Below are 19,072 nucleotides of genomic sequence, written 5' to 3'. Positions count from 1 at the left end.
GCCCGCCGGCCGGTCCCGCCCCGCTTCACCGCAGCGGCTTATCCTTGGTACAATGGCACATTAACTCCTTGATTCCTAAGTGAATTTGGAGTTGTTTGCGTTCTGCGGTCGCCGATTACAAACGACGAAGGATAAATTCAATGCAATTGGTCAAAACCTCGCGAGACAACCTGCTGCGTCCGCTGCAAATCGTGAGCGGCATCGTGGAGCGCCGCCACACCCTCCCGATCCTGGCCAATCTGCTGATTCGCAAGTCCGGGTCCAACGTTTCCTTCCTCTCGACCGACATCGAGATCCAGATCACCACGCACGCCGAATGCGGCGTTGGCAGCGACAGCGTTGCCACCACCGTGGCCGCGCGCAAGCTGCTGGACATCCTGCGCGCCATGCCTGACGGCGACGTGGCCCTGTCGCTCAACGACAAGCGCATGACCGTGCAATCCGGCAAGAGCCGCTTCGCACTGCAGACGCTGGCCGCAGAGGAATTCCCGACCGTTGCCGAAGCCAGCGAATTCAACGCCAGCGTCAGCCTGCCGCAGAAGACCTTCAAGCACCTGCTGGCAATGGTCCACTTCGCCATGGCGCAGCAGGACATCCGCTACTACCTGAACGGCATGCTGCTGGTGGTCGAAGGCAAGAAGGTCATGGCAGTCGCCACCGATGGCCACCGCCTGGCCTACTGCGGAGTTGAGCTGGAAACCGAAGCCGTCGGCGTGGGCGCGCGCCAGGAAGTCATCATCCCGCGCAAGACCATCCTGGAACTGCAGCGCCTGCTGGAAGACAACGACGATCCGGTGCAGGTGCAGCTGGCCGCCAACCAAGTCAAGTTCACGTTCGCCAATATCGAACTGATCTCCAAGCTGGTTGAAGGCAAGTTCCCCGACTTCCAGCGCGTGATTCCCAAGGGCTACAAGAACGCCTTCGCCATCGACCGCGTGCGGCTGCAGCAGGCGCTGCAACGCACCGCGATCCTGACGACCGACAAATTCAAGGGCGTGCGCTGCATCCTCGACACGCACATGCTCAAGATCAGCTCCACCAACGCCGACCAGGAAGAGGCGCAGGAAGAGCTGGAACTCGATTACTCGGGCGACGCGCTCGATATCGGCTTCAACGTGACCTACCTGCTTGACGTGCTTGCCAACCTGAAGAGCGAGCAGGTGCAGGTCAGCCTCGGCGACTCGAATTCGAGTGCGCTGATTACCGTGCCGGAAGACGACAACTTCAAGTACGTCGTCATGCCGATGCGCATCTGATGATCCGGTAACAGGACCAGACCAGACAAGAACCGGAGCAGCAAACGGCACGCAACGACACCTGGCCCAGGCCGGGACGTCCTGGGGATGACCATCCCGCAGCGGGGGCAGGATCGAAACGACGATCCGCCCCTTTTGCCGTTTTTAGTAACCCGCCATGCGGACCCTTTCGCGCCCCGCCGCTATGCCGGCCCGGCCCGAATTCCGCCATTGCCGTGAGTAGAAAGACATGACCGAACAGCAGAACCCGCAGCAGGAAAACACCTACGGAGCCTCTTCGATCCAGATTCTGGAAGGCCTGGAGGCGGTACGCAAGCGCCCGGGCATGTATATCGGTGATACCTCCGACGGCACCGGCCTGCACCACCTTGTCTTCGAGGTGCTGGACAACTCCATCGACGAAGCGCTGGCCGGCTACTGCACCGAGATCCAGGTCACCATCCACAGCGACAACTCGATCTCCATCGTCGACAACGGCCGCGGCATCCCGCCCCTGGTCAAGTTCGACGACAAGCACGAACCCAAGCGCAGCGCGGCCGAAATCGCCATGACCGAGCTGCACGCCGGCGGCAAGTTCAACCAGAACAGCTACAAGGTCTCCGGCGGCCTGCACGGCGTGGGCGTGTCCTGCGTGAACGCCCTGTCCAAGTGGCTGCGCCTGACCGTGCGCCGCGACGGCCAGGTCCACCTGATCGAATTCGCCAAGGGCGACGTGCAGAACCGCATCGTCGAGACCGTGACCGGCCCCGACGGCCAGCCCGTTGAAGTCTCCCCGATGAAGATCATCGGCGCCACCGACAAGCGCGGCACCGAAGTCCACTTCCTGGCCGACGAAGAGATCTTCACCAACGTCGAGTTCCACTACGAGATCCTCTCCAAGCGCATCCGCGAGCTCTCGTTCCTGAACAACGGCGTGCACATCAAGCTGGTCGACCAGCGCACCGGCAAGGAAGAAGACTTTGCCTTCTCCGGCGGCGTAAAGGGTTTTGTCGAGTACATCAACCGCTCCAAGAGCGTGCTGCACCCCACCATCTTCTACGCGAATACTGAAAAAGACGGTATCGCCGTGGAAGTGGCCATGCAGTGGAACGACGGCTACAACGAGCAGGTGCTCTGCTTCACCAACAACATCCCGCAGCGCGATGGCGGCACCCACCTGACCGGCCTGCGCGCCGCGATGACCCGCGTCATCAACAAGTACATCGAAGAGAACGAAGTCGCCAAGAAAGCCAAGGTGGAAACCACCGGCGACGACATGCGCGAGGGCCTGTCCTGCGTGCTCTCCGTCAAGGTGCCCGAGCCCAAGTTCAGCTCGCAGACCAAGGACAAGCTGGTCTCTTCCGAAGTGCGCCTGCCCGTGGAAGAACTCGTCGGCAAGGCCCTGAGCGACTTCCTGCTGGAAACCCCGGGCGACGCCAAGATCATCTGCAGCAAGATCGTAGACGCCGCCCGCGCCCGCGAAGCCGCCCGCAAGGCTCGCGAAATGACCCGCCGCAAGGGCCTGATGGACGGCATGGGCCTGCCCGGCAAGCTGGCCGACTGCCAGGAAAAAGACCCCGCCCTGTCAGAACTCTTCCTGGTGGAGGGCGACTCCGCAGGCGGCTCCGCCAAGCAAGGCCGCGACCGTAAGTTCCAGGCCATCCTGCCGCTGAAGGGCAAGATCCTGAACGTAGAGCGCGCACGCTTCGACAAGATGCTGTCCAGCCAGGAAGTGCTGACCCTGATCACCGCACTGGGCACCGGCATTGGCAAGGACGACTACAACCTGGACAAGCTGCGCTACCACCGCATCATCATCATGACCGATGCTGACGTGGACGGCTCGCACATCCGCACCCTGCTACTGACGTTCTTCTACCGCCAGATGCCCGACATCATCGAGCGCGGCTATGTCTATATTGCGCAGCCGCCGCTGTACAAGATCAAGCACGGCAAGGAAGAGCGGTATATCAAGGATGATGTCGAGCTCAATGCCTACCTGCTGAAGCTGGCGATGGAGAAGGCTGTGCTGGTCCGGCCGGATGGTACGGAGATCAATGGGGATGCGCTGACTGAGTTGGCGCGGCAGTATCAGCTGACTGAAGGCGTGATCTCTCGCCTGTCACGTGTGGTAGATACCGATGCCCTGCGCGCGATTGCTGATGGGGTGGCGCTGGATCTCGATAGCGCTGCTGCCGCTGAGGCGTCTGCCGTGGCGCTGAAGGCTAAGCTGGCTGAGATGCATGCCAAGACGTTGATTGGTGCTGCCGTCAATGATGACGGCACTGCCGACGTCTATGCGCAGTTTGATGAGAAGACTGACAAGCATCGGCTGATGATTGCGCGTCGTCATCATGGAAACGTGCGGCTGTCGCATCTGGATGCGGATTTTGTTCATGGGGCTGATTACGCAGCCCTGTCCAATGCTGCCAAGACTTTCCAGGGGCTGACTCCGGAAGGCACCAAGGTGCAGCGTGGCGAAGGCGAAAAGTTGCGCGATCAAACTGTCAACGACTTCCACGGGGCCATGCAATGGCTGCTGGCTGAGGCTGAGCGTGGGGTTTCTCGTCAGCGGTATAAGGGGCTGGGTGAGATGAATCCTGAGCAGCTCTTCGAAACCACGCTCGACGTGACGCAACGACGTCTGCTTAAGGTGCAGATTGAGGATGCTATTGCGGCGGATCAGATCTTCACTACGCTGATGGGGGATGAGGTAGAGCCGCGGCGGAACTTTATTGAATCCAACGCACTCGTGGCGCGGAATATTGATGTCTGATTTTCCAGGAAAAAGCCGATAGGGTTAGTATTTTAAAGCCTTGCGGTTTCCAGTCAGGCTAGTCCCAAAACCCGACCAACTTTGGTCGGGTTTTTATTTTCCGGTCAATCATTGCATAGAACTAGGAAGCTTTTGTAGTACCGTGGTTGGCGTCGGGGAAGGTGTTCATGGTGGCTACTGCGAGTCCGAGCGGCGGGTATCTAGCAAATGATGAAGCTACATAAATGTGATAGGCTGAGGCGAATGCAATATGCTCAGCGCTGCTAATAGCTCCAGACACATTCATTGGTATCCAAATAGCATTTTTTATCAGTCCAAACCAAACTTGGGGCTCAAGGAGAGGGAATGCCACGCAACCGGGGAAACGTAGACGAGGCCGTCGTAAACGGGGCGGACGGTTCGGCGGCAACCGCCCCACAGGAAGCGGACCAATCGCGAAGCATGTACGCAGAATTCAATCGCGAACTGAAAGACAATGTAATTAGCGAGGCGCTCGAAACCGGTCTCAGCAGAGATGAGATCTTCTTCGATAGCATGACTGAGCGACTGGAGGCGGTCGGCGAGTTAGAGGTTGCAGAACGTGCAGCGTTTTACGACTCAATGGGGAATAAAACCGTTCGTATTGATGGGAGTGGTGGGGATCCTCGGGATGCTGATGGCATCTTGAGCATCATCGTCTGTGATTTTCATTCGAGTCCGGATCCCACAACCGTCAATGCACAGGATGCTAGGCGCTTGTTTGGATATCTTGTGAATTTCCTTTCGTACGCTAAAAGTGCTGCTTTGCGCGCGAACTTAGCGGCTGGTAGTCCTGCCTCCGGACTGGCGGAGATCATCGCTGAGGCATGGGATGCAATTGTTAAAATAAAGCTTATTCTCATCACCAACGCGATTTATAGTGCGCGCACCGACGCTGCTCATGCAGGGACGATCGCTGGTATTCCCACTACCTACAACATTTGGGACCTTTCTCGATTTCATCGATATGAATCGGCTGGTCAAATGCGAGAGGATCTAGAAATTAATTTCCAGCGCGACTATGGAGGATCTGTTCCAGCGATTCATGCATCCAAGAACGGTAACGATCTGGAAAGCTACCTCATGGTAATCCCGGGAACGCAGCTCGCGAATATTTATGATAAATGGGGGAGCAGGATACTCGAGTCAAATATCAGAAGCTTTCTGCAAGCGCGTGGCAAGGTAAACCAAGGTATTCGCGACACCATTGTCAATGATCCTGCGATGTTTTTTTCCTACAACAACGGGATCGCAGCGACCGCGGATAGCGTTGAAACGGAAGCTGGTCCAAATGGGCTCGCAATTCTTTCTGCCAAGAATCTGCAGATTGTAAATGGCGGGCAAACTACTGCTTCTCTACATGCCGCTAGGCGCGTGTCAGCTGCCAGTCTCAGCGATGTGCGCGTACAGATGAAGCTCACGGTGGTGCCCACTGAACGGTCAAGCCAGGTGGTCCCTAGGATCGCTGAGTACGCGAATAGTCAAAATAAAGTGAGTGTTGCAGACTTCTTCTCAAATCATCCGTTTCATATTCGAGTGGAAGAATACTCACGCCGGGTGCTTGCCCCAGCCGTGGAAGGAACGAATCGCGAGACCAAATGGTTCTATGAGCGAGCACGTGGCCAGTATCTGGTCGAGCGGGCGAAGAGATCAATTACCGAGCGCCGTCGTTTCGACATTGAGTTTCCCAAGGCGCAGCTGTTCACAAAGACCGATCTAGCGAAGATTGAATTCTCCTTTCTTTGCAAGCCTGACACGGTAAGCAAGGGGGCACAGAAGAATTTTGGCGAGTTCTCAAAATACATCGGCTCGACATGGCCAAAGAATGACGGTCAGTTTGATGAAACTTGGTATCGCCGGCTGATTTCAAAAGTTTTGATATTTCGCTATCTCGAAAAGACAGTTCCGAAACAACCTTGGTATCCTGGTGGTTACCGTGCGAATATCGTAACGTATGCGATCTCCAAATTGGTCGCTGATGCCGAAGAGATGAAGATGTTGATAGATCTGGACACCGTCTGGAGAGGCCAGCAAGTAATCGACAGTCTTGGCGGAGCTCTTCTGATGAGTGCGGAGAAGGCTGCACAGGTGCTGATGACCCCAATCTTAGGTATTAAAAATATTACTGAATGGGCAAAGAAGCAGGCGTGCTGGGAGAACCTTCGCCAGCATAAAATTGACTATGGCCCCTCGCTCAGGGACTGTTTGATTGCGCCCGAAGAGGCGAAGCAGGTCCAGCGTGAGGGACGACGCGCCGAAGCTGAGCTCTCTGGCATCGAAGCACAGACAAAGGTGGTAACGGACGGAGCCGAGTATTGGTCTCGCCTGCGAGCTTGGGGCGCGGAAACGGGGAATTTAAGTGTTAGAGAGGACGGAATCCTGAAGGCCTGCGCAATGGTGCCTATGCGCCTGCCTAGCGAGAGGCAATGTATCGCTGCTATAGAAATCCTGCAGAAGGCAAGATCTCTGGGTTATAGCGATGAAAACGAGGCGGTGAGAGTCAAGATAGGCTCATGGAACCGACATCACTAATGCACCGCCTCATCAATCAATGAACACGTCGCCAAACTGACGAGAGTTTAATTCGAAGTGCGTCATCTTTCCCTAGGGGATCTGATGATGCTTCTTGAGGGCGCGTTACACGGATAGTGTATTGCGGGTCACCCTCTTTTTGAGAAATTTCGAACACCTCGCCTTCGCGTGCACCGATATCTCGAAAATAGCTGGTCATGTAAGTAATGCGATACTCATTGCGGGTTCCATTATCATCGTGAAGCTTGTTGTTGTAGTAGACGAACCTAAATCGACGCACCGTGCCATCTTCGTCTTGACACTCAATCCACGCATCAGGATTCTTTATATTTGCATCCAGAGGTGGAAGGAATTCAAGTAGTTCTTTCTGTGACTTAGGTACTAGAATGCCGGCCTGGTGTGTGCCGGTAGCTCCAACATCATTGGCGCTGAGGGTCTTGCTAAATGTCTTCTTCATTTTTTTTTGGTTTGATTTCTAGTGCTCGTCTAAGGTCTGATTCGTCTCTTGAGGAAACAGGTGTGCTCTCATTAGCCAATTCGCTCTTCCATAAGGAGCGTTCGATCATGACCTCCTCGACTGTGTCTTTATAAAATAATCTATATACTGAAACGGGCTGAGTCTGACCGCGTCTATGCGCTCTGGCGCTCGCTTGTGACTCAAGTGCAGGATTCCAAACGGGCGTAAAATGAATGACGACCGTCGCGGCAGTAATATTCAGCCCAGCGCCAGCGGCTTTGGGGTTCAGTATGAGGCAGGCCGGCCCTTTGTGCCCGGAGAACTGGTCAATTATTGCTTGCCGATCGACCTGGGGTGTGGATCCGTTAATCGCTCCCCAGTAGATGTTATTGGAATTCCCAGCGGCCTCTTTAATTAAATCACCAACACGGTTGAAGAGCGAAAATACGATGACTTTTTTCTCGTATAAGAACGATTCCTTGAGAAGCTCTACTGTTCGCTCTATCTTCGGGGTAAAGAGACGAGATGGAACAAGAGTTCTATTTACTTCTGCCTCAGCGCACTCCTGGTCATCTTGGGCAGTGCTAAGCCATGGATGGGCGCACACGAGCTGCAGTTGGAGGGTGGCCACCAGGGCACCTGCAACCGGATACTTTGCCAACGTTGCTTCCCGGACTCTTAAATAGTATTCGGCCAACTCATCATCTAATTCAAGCACGACGTCGATATTCAGACGATCCGGTAGGTCATTCGCGACCTCAATGACTCGTCTCTTCAGAACAATGGGATCGGTAAGCTGGCCAATCAATTGAGCTGAATCCAGGCTATCCGGATAGTTTGCTTCAAACTGCGAGCGAGATCCGAGAACCCCGGGGATGGCGAAGTCGGCCAAGGACCATAGGTCCAGGAGAGTATTTTCGACGGGCGTCCCGGTCATTGGTATGGTTCGACGTCGCGGAATCGTCGCAATGGCTTTGCGTCGGCCTGAGTCGGGGTTTTTGATCGCCTGTGCTTCGTCACAGATTACCCAAGACCACTCGAACGAGGAGAAGATCGAGATGTCATTTACCATCGTGTCATATGTCGTGATGACGACGTGGGACCGCTGGAGCTGGCGGTAGACGCCAGCCCGACTATTGCCTCTATGAACGAGAACGGCTAAGCTTGGCGAAAATCGCTCCAATTCGCGTACCCAATTTGCAATCAAGCTGGTTGGACATACGATGAGAGCGGGCGAAGTGAACAGCGGTGGTTCTAGTAGCAATAGCGCAATAATCTGCAGCGTCTTTCCCAGGCCCATCTCGTCTGCTAGGATCAACCCACCAGTGTGGCGTACTGTGTCCTGCATCCAGCGCACGCCGCGTGCTTGGTAGGCATATAGCGTGGCATTGAGTCCCGGAACCTCAATAGTTCCTTCCAACGTATCGGCCTCAATTCGGCCTGCGCGGCGAAAGCTATCGCTTAGTTCGATTCTGAAACCGGTACTCTCGCTCCGTGTTAGCTCAAGGGCCTTACTGTAGGTTAAGTCCTCGGGATCACAATCGGAAAGAAGATCGGCAAACAGAGCCGCCGCGTCCTTTGGTAAAGGGCGGATGGTAGTACCGTCAACCACCCAGCAATGTAGATTACTTGGGGAGGGATTGACTACCTTCGATCCCCTAATCATTCTCACGCCAGCGAGATGCGCGGTAATTCGATGGTCCTCTTTGTCAATGCAGATACAGGGATCCACAAGCCTTTCAGACAGCGCATAGCCGAGGGGCGGCGTCTTACGTAGTTCCTCGAAGGCTTCAGGCAGTCTCGCCAGATCAGTCACGACACTTCTCCATCAGCACCTTCAAGTCCTCGATTGCAAAAGGAGCAGGGCGTCTTGTATGCACTGCGCGGTGACAGCTGGGACAGAGCGGCACTAAATCGGTACGCGGATCATATGGCTTGGGGGCTGCGAGATGAGCAAGCGGTTCCAAATGATGTACTTCAATAATTGCCCCGGCTTCCCCATATAGAGCTCTCGGCTCCATTCCGCAGGCCGCACATTTTTCCCCATGAAGGCGAACACACAGTAGCCTATTACGTGGATTTCGTTCTCTTCGCTTGACTATCGATTGAAGTACTGCCCCCTCATACGCCGGCTCTTCGGCGTTCAGTTCAGGCTCGATAATGTCATAGCCTATCAGCTCCGCCATCGCCGCCATCACGGGAACAATTGCATCTCTACATGTCGCGATGATCGATGCATCGTCATGGGGCCTTGTCTGATCCCGGATTGTCGCCGTCATCCGGAAATTGCCATCCATGACGGTCCAATCCGAAAGTTGTTGGCTGTCCACTTCGATATCAATCGACGGGCGGATCGACGACACCAAAGCGCGGGCAAGCTGAACATCCTCCACGGAGGCTCGACGAATTTGACTAAGCACTTGGCCTGAGAAATTCCCAAAGGTCAGCTCAACCCGATGCCCCTTTAAACCGTAAGGGCGTAGTTCGGCTACGGGCCCGTGCTTCTCATCTAGGTCACAGAACCAGATCCTCAGGCCAGCGCGCAAGCCCTGCCGATCGATGGCGGCGCAAATCGCAGCGCCGGTGCCATCTTCGAGCTCTCGTACGATGAGCGCTCTCTTGCTGGCGATCATTTCGACTCTTCTTCATCGTCGCCGCTCTCGAGCTCGTCCGGACTCGGGTCGGGCACGTTGCGTAGGAGCTTGCGTAGATTGTTCGAGATCTCGTTGCGAATGTCTTCAAATATGGGCTCAAGCTCCTCGTTGGTATTGTTCTGTTCGGCAACCGCAAATGCCCACAAAAGCAGATCCATCCCCTCAACAGCGAAGCCATTTGCGGCAGCGCGTTGATAGATCTTCTGGTAAAAATCGTGATGCTTATTGAGAAGAACGGCAGGTACGTGGCCGCTGTCCCCTGCACTACGAAATGCTGGCTGCCAAAGCTCTCCGGTCGTAATGCTTTCCACAGCGTCTACGTAAATTGTCTCTTCACTTACGTTGCTTTGTACTGTAAGCCGGAGCTTGATCTTCGGACCCAAATTATTCGAGACAATCGCAGACTGGGATGTCGGATCGACAGAACTCACCTGGGGTTTGCTTGCGTTGTTTGTCTCCGCAATATTCTTATTAGCGCTAGTATGATCGATTCCTCGATTATTCGCCTGCTCGCGGTTCTGCCTGCGATATCGGCGTCCCGCCTCACGGTAGATAGGCTGAAGGAGAACACGAAGCCCATCTTCTAAATCTGGATGAAAAAGAATTCGTGATTTCTTTACATCGATACGGAAGGCATCATCGAGTTTGTGTCCAAAATCGAATTCAATGCGCAACAACGATGTATGAGGTTCCGGTGCACCGAAAACATCCATCCAGCTGCCATCCTGGATGAGTCGGCCTTCCCGATAGACATAGAAACCTTGAGCCCGATTGGATATGCGAGCATATAGCTTTTCTTCCTCTCTGGTCATATCGCTACGATGAGGAAGAATCCATGCTTTGATGTGGGCAATCTCCTCATTACCATCCGGAAGTTCGACGACAAGTGCTTGCTTTTTTTCGGTGAGCACCTGTTCAGATCGCTCGGGATAGAATGGGTTCCAAGGAGCTACTGGTGTCTGATTGACGGTGATATCTATGTTGCGCTCGCGATTGTCGTGTTTATCGAGAAAACGATGGTAAACGAGCGAAAGATGTTTTACGAGGCTTTCGGCCAATCTATTGATTGCTTGTTTTTCCTTCATTCCCCCGGCTTCATAATCTTTGCTCAGGATGCGATCGCACTTCTCCCAGATTACAAGCGTACCGTGCTCGCCGCATAGCTCCTCAAACATCCCCTGTTCATCGGTCGTGATGGGTTCCCGAAGCATCTCCCACTTCTCCCGTTTCGCAACGTAATCCAGATCCCACGTAAGCTTCGCCAGCGTTTGATCGGCGCTTTTCCGAGAAATGAGGGTAAATCTCAGGCATACAGAGCTTGATGCAGTCTTGAGGCCGAGGCCAAACTTACCAAGGCTTTCCGGGTTTTCACGCTCTGGCGCTCCATAGCGCATCGCACTATGGATCCCCTTTGCGTCCATACCTACGCCGTTGTCACCAAAGTAGACCACCTTGCGCCCGTCATCGCGCAAAATGATTTCAACATTGATCCTATCCGCATGAGCTGCAATGGAGTTATCAATGATATCTGCCGCAGCCGTTTTGACGTTGTATCCGGTATCGCGCAGCCCGAAAATAAGGCGCGGAGCATCTGGCTCATTCACAAGATCATTGTGGGCATCATTTTCCCGAGCGGCTAAATTCACTGTCATACCGTCCATCCCGTTTAGTTTATGACGTGCGAGTCCTCTGCCTCCGCTGGAGGGGTATGAGGGGCCTCTGAGCCAACGCCAGTACCGGCGAGCTACTTTACGTATAGTATCGGTAACAGTCGCGCGATGTGAAGCACTACTGGAGGGGGATGGGATTGAGGGGATTGGGGACGCCGCCCGCTGGAGTGTCAGCAGCGAGCGGTTGTGGAAACCAGCGGGGATGTGCAGCGATTGGTATAGCTATCGACCCTCTTGCAATGGGGCGTTTTAGTTTCTGGTTAACCCATTCGAGTCAATGACAGCTGAAGCGCCGCCGTACAATAGCCAACTGCGGATGTCTTCAAGCAAGTTTTCAAATGAAAGCCGCTTTTTTCCTTTTAGCGCGCACTCCCAGATTGTCAAGATACGCCAACCGGCAGCGCGCAACATGCTTGCATCATTGATGTCCCGAACCTTGTTGGCATTGATCTTTGCAATCCAAAACTCGGGTCGCGTCTGCGGCACTTTGAAAAGATGGCATCCGTGGCCATGCCAGAAGCAGCCATGAATAAAAATTACCGCCCGATACTTGGGTAAGACGATGTCAGGGCGGCCGGGCAAGTCCTTCCGGTGAAGCCGATAGCGGAAGCCTGCGCTATGCAGGCCCTTGCGAACAGCAAGTTCCGGCGTTGTATCTTTGTGCCGTATCGCTCGCATGTTCTTTGAGCGTACGGCAGGGGTATGAACGTCGGCCACTCTACGCTGCTAATGGGACTCTATGTAGTGCTTGGGCCTTCGCGGCGAGAATTCTTGTTTTCATAAGCTCAGCCACGGCTGCGAAGACGGGCACGATCACCGAGTTGCCAAATTGCTTGTAGGCCTGAGTATCGGAAACTGGGATGCGGAAGTTCCTGAACCCTGGCGCATCGTAGCCCATGAGGCGGGCACATTCCCTCGGGGTAAGACGTCGTGGGCGGTTCTTCAAGTTTGCGGGGGAATGAAAATCCCTCTTGGGGTTGAATCCACGATCAATCAAAATCTCAGAGCCGTCCTTGTAATAGCGCGCAGAAAGCGTACGCGTTATATCATCACCTCTTACCAAGCCGTAGCCGAATCCATTCCCTTTCGCCTTATGGGTGATTGCGTAGTTGAACAGGTATTCCCAAAGTTTTGGCGTCAGGATGTACTTGTCATCCACCTTTTTCTCAAGGATGTCCGCCAGCTTGGGCTTGCGCTGAGGAAAGAGCTTCGCGATATCGCGTAATGTGAAGCCTTCATGCACACCGAGGTCCTTGCGAAAGCCGACAAGGACAATCCGCTCCCGGTGTTGTGGGACAAAGTGCTGGCCGTCAATGATCTTGGGATCACCAGCGCCAGTGCACTCTACATCAGCAACCCAGTAACCGAGTTCATCTAAGGTCTCTGTAATGACCTTAAACGTCCGGCCCCCGTCATGGCTCTTTAGGTTCTTGACATTCTCTAGAAGGAAGCACGCAGGCCGCTTCGCCGCAAGTATTCGGGCGACATCAAAAAACAACGTGCCCTGAGTCTTACATTCGAATCCGTGTGCCCGCCCAAGCGCGTTCTTCTTTGACACACCAGCAATGGAGAAAGGTTGGCACGGAAAGCCCGCGAGCAAGACGTCGTGAGCGGGGATGACTTCGTCAATGTGACGATAGGCTTCGTCTTCAGACACGTCTTCCTGGTCGCTCAGTGTGACCTTGCGAATGTCATCATTGAATGTGTGAGCGTCCGGATCAGAGTAGTAGTTGGCCTTATAGGTACGGACAGCTGGGGCATTCCATTCGCTCGTGAAGACGCAGCGTCCTCCAATAGCTTCGAAACCACGCCGGATTCCGCCGATTCCGGCAAAGAGGTCTATAAAGTCGAATTCGTAGTTTGGATGATGCGCCGGAGGCTTGGGTAGGAGGGCCTCAAGCGCCCGGAACTCTGCAAGGGTGAGCGATGGGTCAGCTTTCCCGTTTACCCATCGATTGATTGTTTCTCGGCAGCGATTGTTCGGCAGCTCGGCATTCAGGTGGTCAGCGATTTGCTTCTGGTCGTAGATTTCCAAGAGCTTTCGGATGAGAGCTAGTTCTTCTTCGCGCGTGTCCATTGGCTCGGGTGCACTGTGGGGATAGATGAGTGGCATCATATCACTCAATTGTCCCAGCGGTGAACTCAATCTAGAGCATCGTGGTCCCCACAATGCAAGATGAGATCCGTCTTATACCGGCGCGCAACGAGAGCCCACACAATTTGGCTGTCGTCGGGATATCGACGATCAGGTTTGACAGCCTGCGTCATATACAACGGACAAAGCAGCAAAGCCGTCACCCTCGAGGACCACATCCTCGAAGCCACTGACGACATCCTGCGCCTCAGCGCCGGCCTTCAGTCCTTCCTGACTTTGTTGGAGCTGCAGAGCGACACCATCCCCCAAGGCATCGGCCTCCACGCCCTGCTTTTGCCGCTCAAGCAACAGCTGGTCGACACCGCTGACCGCCTGCAGGCATTGGTCTGACGAGGGAGAGCCTGCTTACCCGCCCAACGGATGAGCAGCGCTGAAAAGCAAACGGCGCGAGCCAACTGGTCTCGCGCCGCTCGCATTCTGGTGCGGTGGCATTCAAGTCACGGCGCTCACGTAGGCCTCGAACGCGCTGGCCTCCACCGGCGGACAGAAGAAGTGGCCTTGCCCGTAGTCGCAGCCGGCAGCCACCAGGATGTCGCGCTGCGACTCGGTCTCGACGCCCTCGGCAATCACGCGGATGCGCAGCGCATGCGCCATGCTGATGATGGCGCGGCACAAGGCCACGTCGTCCGGGCCCCGCGTCAGCGAGCGGACGAAGGACTGGTCGATCTTGATGTAGTCAATGTCCAGGCGCCGCAGGTACGACAAGGACGAGTAGCCAGTGCCGAAGTCGTCGAGCGCGATCTCGATGCCGGCCGCCTGGAAGCGGGAGAGCTGGTCCATGACATCGGCGTTCTGCTCCATCAGCGAGCCTTCGGTGATCTCGATGACGAGGCTGCCCACCGGCACGTTCCTGCGCTCGATCATGCTGGACCAGGACTCGGGCCCGCTCGCAGGCGCGCAGAACTCCACTGGTGATTTGTTGACCGAGATCTGGAAGCCCTTGCCCAGCAGCACCTGCCAGCGCGCAAGCTGGTCCAGCGCTTCGGTCAGCACCCAGCGGCCGATGTCGATGATGAGGCCGGATTCCTCCGCAACGGCAATGAAATCGGCCGGGTGGATCGGCCCGCGCGCCGGATGGTCCCAGCGGATCAGGGCCTCGGCCTTGCAGACCTTGCCCGTGCGCAGATCGACAATGGGCTGGTAGTGCAGCGCGAACTGGCCGGACGCCAGCGCCGTGCGCAGGTCCTGCGTGATGCGCAGGCGCTCCCTCTCCGCCTGCAGCAGCGCCTGGGTGAAGACCTTCCAGCGATTGCGGCCCTCCTCCTTGGCGGCAAACATCGCTTGGTCGGCGCACACCAGCAGGTCCTCGGCGTTGTCGGCGTCCTTGGGGTAGGTCGCCACGCCGATGCTGGCCGACACCACCACCAGCTCGCCGGCCAGGTGGTAAGGCGCGGCAATCCGCTCCAGGATGGCCTCGGCAATGCCCCCGGCAACGCCGGCATCGCCCACAGCGGACAGGATCACGGTGAACTCGTCGCCGGCCAGCCGCGCCACGGTATCCGACGCGCGCACCGATGCCGCAATACGCCGCGCCGCCTCCAGCAGCAACAGGTCGCCCTGGTCGTGGCCGAGGGTATCGTTCACCTCCTTGAAGCGATCCAGGTCGATGAACAGCAGCGCCAGCACATCCTGCGTGCCGCGCGAACGCTCGATCTCCTGCCTCAGCCGGTCGAAGAACAGGCGGCGGTTGGGCAGATCCGTGAGCGCATCGAAATTCGCCTGGTGCCGGATGACTTCCTCCGCCTGGCGTTTCTCGGTCATGTCATGGATCAGCGCAACGCGGCGGCGCTCGCCATACGCGTGGGCCAGGTAGGTATCCACGGTCAGGTAGGCGGGAAACTCGCTGCCGTCCTTGCGGCGGATCGAGAATTCGCCGCTCCATCTGCCCTTGGCTGCCACGGTGGCCCGCAGGCGCTCGACCAGCCCTGCCACATTGCCTGCCCCGCTGACGATATAGCCCGGGCGGCCCTTGACCTCCTTGGCTGTATAGCCGGTGGCGGCGGCAAAGGCCGGATTCACGTCGATGATGGTGCCATCGAGCGACGTCACCACCATGGCCTCGCTGCTGGACGAATAGACCAGCGAAGCCAGCCGCATCTCCTCCATATGGCGCTGTCGCTCCCCCATGGAGCGGCGCAGGCTGTAGTACAACAGGCCAAGCAGCAGCGTGGAAGCAATGGCACCGGCCAGGGCAACGCGGCGATAGACCTCGTAGGGCGCCAGCACCAGGCCGACCGACTCGCCCACCACGAAATTGAGCCCGAACTCCGGCAAACGGTAATAGCCGAAGACCCGCTCCACGCCTTCGGAGCCCGACACCGCCCGATAACTACCAGACTGGGGCGACCCGCTGGCGAGGTACGGCCTGTTGCTGACCGCCCTGGCCAGCGTGCCCTCCATGGCCGGCACGCGCGCAAGGACCTGGCCGGAAGTCTTGATGACCGACGCCACTTCGCCATCGCGGTTTGTGAACGACTGCGCAAAGCTGGCGAACTGCTCCGGACTGACCGAGACCACGATGACCCCGTCGAAGCTGCCCGCGCGCAGGATGGGGCGCGTGAACTGGATCGACCATTTGCGCGAGACCTTGCCCTTCACCGGGTCGCTGATGAACAGCATGTCGCGCCCGCCCGCGTTCTGATGGACCCGGAAATGCTCGCGCCCGCTCAGGTCGACCTTCTGGCCGGGCGCGGGCGGGGCGATGGACGAGTAGATGAGCAGGCCATGCTTGTCGATCACCGACACCTGGAACGACAGGTCCACCACCAAGTTCTCCCGCTCACGCACCATGTCGATGAATCCCGGCTGGCCGACCAGCCAACTGGCCCGCAGGTCGAGGAGAAACTCGGACAGCCGCAGGATGCTGGATCTCGAGTACGCGCCGAACGCCTGGGCCTGCGCCTGGGTACGCTCCGCGGCGTCGTGCAGCAAGCGGTCCCGCTCGCTCACGAGCTGAAACGCCGCGAACGCCCATGTTGCAATCAGCCACGCCGCCGCCGCCAGGTTCAACGGGGAAAAGACCTGGTGCAGGCGCTGCAGCGCCTTGCCATATCGGGTGGTCGAGCGTTCTGGCATCAAATGGGTATCGCAGCGCAGCGAAGAATCGACATCGATAGCAGGCTAGTCGAGGTCAGCGAACCCGACAAGCAGCAGCACTCCAGTCCCGTGCTCACCGCGCGGAGCCGGGCCAGCGTGTGCCGAAAGCGGCACGTCGTGATCATGCCCCGCTCGACTCGTGGGCACGTGGGCGACTATGTGCCATTCTGGCCTGATTGACGCCCCCCAAAAGGGGGCTAAGGCATTTTCGCCACAGACATTTCGGCGCCGCTGTCGGAGCCAGGGTGCATACGGCGATAGCCTGATGTCGCTGGCAGACGTGTTGCGCCAGAGGCTCGCTGGACCGCACGCGGCGCAAGTGGTCGAACTGTCGGAACTGGCGATTGCCGGCGCGGAAAAAAGTCTCGAGCAGATTGACGATTCCGGCAGCGGGGTGATGCCTGCCATCCTCGCGCTGGCGTCTGTCCATCTCGACGCATGCAAACAGACCGGCCCCGATCCGATGAAGCTCGCGGAGCGACTCTTCCGGCTGCAGGCAGAGGGAGGATGGGACACCTTCTAGGATGTCCTGCCAGCGTATGCAGAACCTCTGGGCGAGAGCGGGTTGCGTTGCTATCGTCAACTGGCTATCAGCAGCTACTGCCCGTCGCTGTAGATAGCGGTGCACGCAACGCGCGCTATGACGAAGCACTTGAAATCGTACGCGCTATCGGCAGTCTGCGGATAAAGCTGAGGGAGCGAGCGGAATTCAGCCGCGAGCTGGAGGAGATTCGCGAGACCTATCGCGCAAAACGCAACTTCAACAAGTTGCTCGCCACATTGTCTTGAGGGCCGGGCTGCGCAGGAGTCAATACTCCCTCAACACCCATCCACTAATAGCCGCGAAGTACTCACGGAGCCAGGCGTTATACCGAAGGTAGAGTGGTGTTCCAGCCCCGGCTCCGGCGACCTCCCCGAATCCTGCCTTCCGGGCAATCCGCACCGCCCGCTGTACATGGAAATCGCTGGTCACCACCACAATGGGATCGGTGGCGGCGACGCCCTGCTCTTCAAGCAAGTGCCGGCTGAACATCAGGTTCTCCTCCGTGCTGGTACTGCGCCCTTCCCGGATGACCCTGTCTGCTGCGACACCGCGGGCGATCAGATACTCAGCCATGATGTCCGCTTCCCGGCACCGCAGCCCGAAATCCTGCCCGCCACTGACCGCGACCTTCGCCTGCGGCCACTGCTGAGCGTGCTTCAAGCCCTGATCCAGCCGCGCAACCAGCGTTGGCGAGGCGACGCAGTTTGGTGTGCCGGAGCCGAGGATGATGATGGCTTTTACGGGGGAGTTTCCTGGGATGGCGACTTCGGTGTTGTGGTGGATGTTGTAGAAGAAGACGGCCACTGTCGCCAGCCATAGGGCGAACGCGATCCATGCTGCTTGCCATAGTTGCTGGCGCCTGTGGCTGGCTGCTCGCCAGTGGGCTACGAGGGGCCACTGCCATGCAAGGAGCAGGAATGACGCGCCGATGCAACCTGGCAGGACGATGCCGAAGTTGAACAGGCCTATGGTCATTAAGGCGATGGCGTCGGCGAGAAGGACGGCGCCGAATAGCGCCAGGGCGATGCGGCGCCAGCGCGCGCTTGTGTTCATTTCCTGCATTGCAGTCATTGAGTCGTTGGGAGAGCGCCGTGACGCGAAGCGATGCATGTGCTGACCTCGCGCGGCGACCAGCAACATGCGGCGCAAATTGTACCGGCGTCCGTGTGCGGAAGAAGGGCAACTTTAAGGATTGCCTCAGGGACGCGCGCACAAGAGTTCGATACATCTTGGTACTTGCCGGAGCTGTGCGTGGCGTCGGACTGGAGACCATGATGAGGCATTTCATCGCGATCGGAGTACTGTTTTTCACAGCTACGTCGGCCAATGCATGCCGACCGCCCTACCTGGAGTTCAGCGCTGTATTCGAGCCCGGCTCAGCCACGCTATCCGGTGCGGAGGTGAAGCGCCTTGCCGACTGGCGCATCAATTCCCGTCGGGCCTTTCCGGCCGGGTACACCGTCTACATGTACCTGCGTCAGAACGAAATCCTCGGTATTCCACGCCAGCTTGCCGAAGCGCGGCGCGTTCAATGACAGGCTTACTTGAACACCTCGGAATCAACAAGAAGGACATCGAGAGGCCAGAGGTACGTTCCACCGCGAGTGGGCATGTCGCTTCTGAAGTGGAGGGAAGGTTCTTCAATGAAGCAGGCATCTCAATCAACCCCCGTTGCCCGCACGTCTGCTGTGAGAGCTAAGGCTATGCAAAGGACTCTGACCTCGCGTTCGCGCATCAAGTGGGTGGCGTGCGGCGTGCTTCTAGCGGTAACGGCAATCATCGCGATTGATGCCTGGCAGGCATGGAATTCACCCCAGCACTATCCATTTGGTGCAGAGGGGCCGGTGGCAAATCTCTGGGCGTACCAGACGCAGCGACACTACCTGATTGCAGCAGGACTTGCGCGAGCCTGTCAGATTTCTTGTGTGTTGAGGT

Annotated in this window: 15 protein-coding genes; 7 read left to right on the top strand and 8 right to left on the bottom strand. The window is 57.1% G+C overall.

Features of this window, described 5'->3' with window-relative positions; genetic code table 11:
- The first annotated feature begins 140 nt into the window (after nt 1–140).
- From dnaN to CF68_RS09710, 3 genes are all read left to right on the top strand, one after another.
- Nucleotides 141–1,256, top strand: a complete 1,116-nt coding sequence (gene dnaN, locus CF68_RS09720) for a DNA polymerase III subunit beta (protein WP_010811375.1) — start codon at nt 141–143, stop codon at nt 1,254–1,256.
- A gap of 229 nt (nt 1,257–1,485) precedes the next feature.
- On the top strand, nt 1,486–4,011 hold the full coding sequence (gene gyrB, locus CF68_RS09715; RefSeq protein WP_035817900.1) for a DNA topoisomerase (ATP-hydrolyzing) subunit B: 2,526 nt from the start codon (nt 1,486–1,488) through the stop codon (nt 4,009–4,011).
- 345 nt (nt 4,012–4,356) lie between these two features.
- Nucleotides 4,357–6,561, top strand: coding sequence for an AIPR family protein (locus CF68_RS09710; RefSeq protein WP_200872545.1), 2,205 nt, complete (start codon nt 4,357–4,359; stop codon nt 6,559–6,561).
- A gap of 16 nt (nt 6,562–6,577) precedes the next feature.
- On the opposite strand, the gene CF68_RS36160 is transcribed toward CF68_RS09710, so the two are convergent.
- The 6 genes from CF68_RS36160 to dcm form a co-directional block, all read right to left on the bottom strand.
- Nucleotides 6,578–7,018 (bottom strand): EcoRII N-terminal effector-binding domain-containing protein, encoded by a 441-nt coding sequence (locus tag CF68_RS36160; protein WP_084187154.1) that lies wholly within the window; start codon nt 7,016–7,018, stop codon nt 6,578–6,580.
- On the bottom strand, nt 7,002–8,834 hold the full coding sequence (locus CF68_RS36155) for a DEAD/DEAH box helicase (protein WP_084187152.1): 1,833 nt from the start codon (nt 8,832–8,834) through the stop codon (nt 7,002–7,004). The genes CF68_RS36160 and CF68_RS36155 overlap by 17 nt, the downstream gene beginning before the upstream one ends.
- Nucleotides 8,827–9,651, bottom strand: coding sequence for an HNH endonuclease (locus CF68_RS36150; RefSeq protein ID WP_084187150.1), 825 nt, complete (start codon nt 9,649–9,651; stop codon nt 8,827–8,829). Before CF68_RS36150 ends, CF68_RS36155 begins: the two co-directional genes overlap by 8 nt.
- Nucleotides 9,648–11,324: an ATP-binding protein gene (locus CF68_RS09700; RefSeq protein WP_051591473.1), complete on the bottom strand. Its 1,677-nt coding sequence runs from the start codon at nt 11,322–11,324 to the stop codon at nt 9,648–9,650. Before CF68_RS09700 ends, CF68_RS36150 begins: the two co-directional genes overlap by 4 nt.
- A gap of 267 nt (nt 11,325–11,591) precedes the next feature.
- Nucleotides 11,592–12,059 (bottom strand): very short patch repair endonuclease, encoded by a 468-nt coding sequence (locus tag CF68_RS36145; RefSeq protein WP_084187148.1) that lies wholly within the window; start codon nt 12,057–12,059, stop codon nt 11,592–11,594.
- Between the two features lies 1 nt (nt 12,060).
- The gene (gene dcm, locus CF68_RS09695) at nt 12,061–13,419 is read right to left on the bottom strand and encodes a DNA (cytosine-5-)-methyltransferase (RefSeq protein WP_035817995.1); all 1,359 of its coding nucleotides are present in this window, start codon (nt 13,417–13,419) and stop codon (nt 12,061–12,063) included.
- 174 nt (nt 13,420–13,593) lie between these two features.
- Between dcm and CF68_RS09690 the strand changes: the two genes are divergently transcribed.
- Nucleotides 13,594–13,827, top strand: coding sequence for a DUF1484 family protein (locus tag CF68_RS09690; RefSeq protein WP_235205718.1), 234 nt, complete (start codon nt 13,594–13,596; stop codon nt 13,825–13,827).
- A 102-nt stretch (nt 13,828–13,929) separates the two neighbouring features.
- Here the strand turns inward: CF68_RS09690 and CF68_RS09685 are convergent, their stop codons facing one another.
- Nucleotides 13,930–16,572, bottom strand: coding sequence for an EAL domain-containing protein (locus tag CF68_RS09685; protein ID WP_035817987.1), 2,643 nt, complete (start codon nt 16,570–16,572; stop codon nt 13,930–13,932).
- A gap of 286 nt (nt 16,573–16,858) precedes the next feature.
- On the opposite strand from CF68_RS09685, the gene CF68_RS38215 reads away from it, so the two are divergent.
- The gene (locus CF68_RS38215; protein ID WP_035817895.1) at nt 16,859–17,116 is read left to right on the top strand and encodes a hypothetical protein; all 258 of its coding nucleotides are present in this window, start codon (nt 16,859–16,861) and stop codon (nt 17,114–17,116) included.
- 285 nt (nt 17,117–17,401) lie between these two features.
- Here the strand turns inward: CF68_RS38215 and CF68_RS09670 are convergent, their stop codons facing one another.
- Nucleotides 17,402–18,190: an ElyC/SanA/YdcF family protein gene (locus tag CF68_RS09670; protein ID WP_035817984.1), complete on the bottom strand. Its 789-nt coding sequence runs from the start codon at nt 18,188–18,190 to the stop codon at nt 17,402–17,404.
- 218 nt (nt 18,191–18,408) lie between these two features.
- Between CF68_RS09670 and CF68_RS09665 the strand changes: the two genes are divergently transcribed.
- Both CF68_RS09665 and CF68_RS38210 read left to right on the top strand, forming a co-directional pair.
- Nucleotides 18,409–18,672: a hypothetical protein gene (locus CF68_RS09665; protein WP_148271554.1), complete on the top strand. Its 264-nt coding sequence runs from the start codon at nt 18,409–18,411 to the stop codon at nt 18,670–18,672.
- A gap of 75 nt (nt 18,673–18,747) precedes the next feature.
- Nucleotides 18,748–19,072, top strand: a 325-nt coding sequence (locus tag CF68_RS38210; protein ID WP_235205717.1) for a hypothetical protein, incomplete at its 3' end; no start/stop codon positions are given.

It is taken from the genome of Cupriavidus sp. SK-4, from assembly GCF_000611125.1.
GTDB classification, from domain to species: domain Bacteria; phylum Pseudomonadota; class Gammaproteobacteria; order Burkholderiales; family Burkholderiaceae; genus Cupriavidus; species Cupriavidus necator.
The sequence above is the reverse complement of the archived record's forward strand: the minus strand, read 5'-3'. Positions and strand labels throughout refer to the sequence as shown.

What these genes read in the sequence shown, in the direction of transcription:
- dnaN (WP_010811375.1), top strand. Translation starts at nt 141, where the DNA reads ATGCAATTGGTCAAAACCTCGCGAGACAACCTGCTGCGTCCGCTGCAA.
- gyrB (WP_035817900.1), top strand. Translation starts at nt 1,486, where the DNA reads ATGACCGAACAGCAGAACCCGCAGCAGGAAAACACCTACGGAGCCTCT.
- CF68_RS09710 (WP_200872545.1), top strand. Translation starts at nt 4,357, where the DNA reads ATGCCACGCAACCGGGGAAACGTAGACGAGGCCGTCGTAAACGGGGCG.
- CF68_RS36160 (WP_084187154.1), bottom strand. Translation starts at nt 7,018, where the DNA reads ATGAAGAAGACATTTAGCAAGACCCTCAGCGCCAATGATGTTGGAGCT.
- CF68_RS36150 (WP_084187150.1), bottom strand. Translation starts at nt 9,651, where the DNA reads ATGATCGCCAGCAAGAGAGCGCTCATCGTACGAGAGCTCGAAGATGGC.
- CF68_RS09700 (WP_051591473.1), bottom strand. Translation starts at nt 11,324, where the DNA reads ATGACAGTGAATTTAGCCGCTCGGGAAAATGATGCCCACAATGATCTT.
- dcm (WP_035817995.1), bottom strand. Translation starts at nt 13,419, where the DNA reads ATGGACACGCGCGAAGAAGAACTAGCTCTCATCCGAAAGCTCTTGGAA.
- CF68_RS09685 (WP_035817987.1), bottom strand. Translation starts at nt 16,572, where the DNA reads ATGCCAGAACGCTCGACCACCCGATATGGCAAGGCGCTGCAGCGCCTG.
- CF68_RS38215 (WP_035817895.1), top strand. Translation starts at nt 16,859, where the DNA reads ATGTCGCTGGCAGACGTGTTGCGCCAGAGGCTCGCTGGACCGCACGCG.
- CF68_RS09670 (WP_035817984.1), bottom strand. Translation starts at nt 18,190, where the DNA reads ATGAACACAAGCGCGCGCTGGCGCCGCATCGCCCTGGCGCTATTCGGC.
- CF68_RS09665 (WP_148271554.1), top strand. Translation starts at nt 18,409, where the DNA reads ATGATGAGGCATTTCATCGCGATCGGAGTACTGTTTTTCACAGCTACG.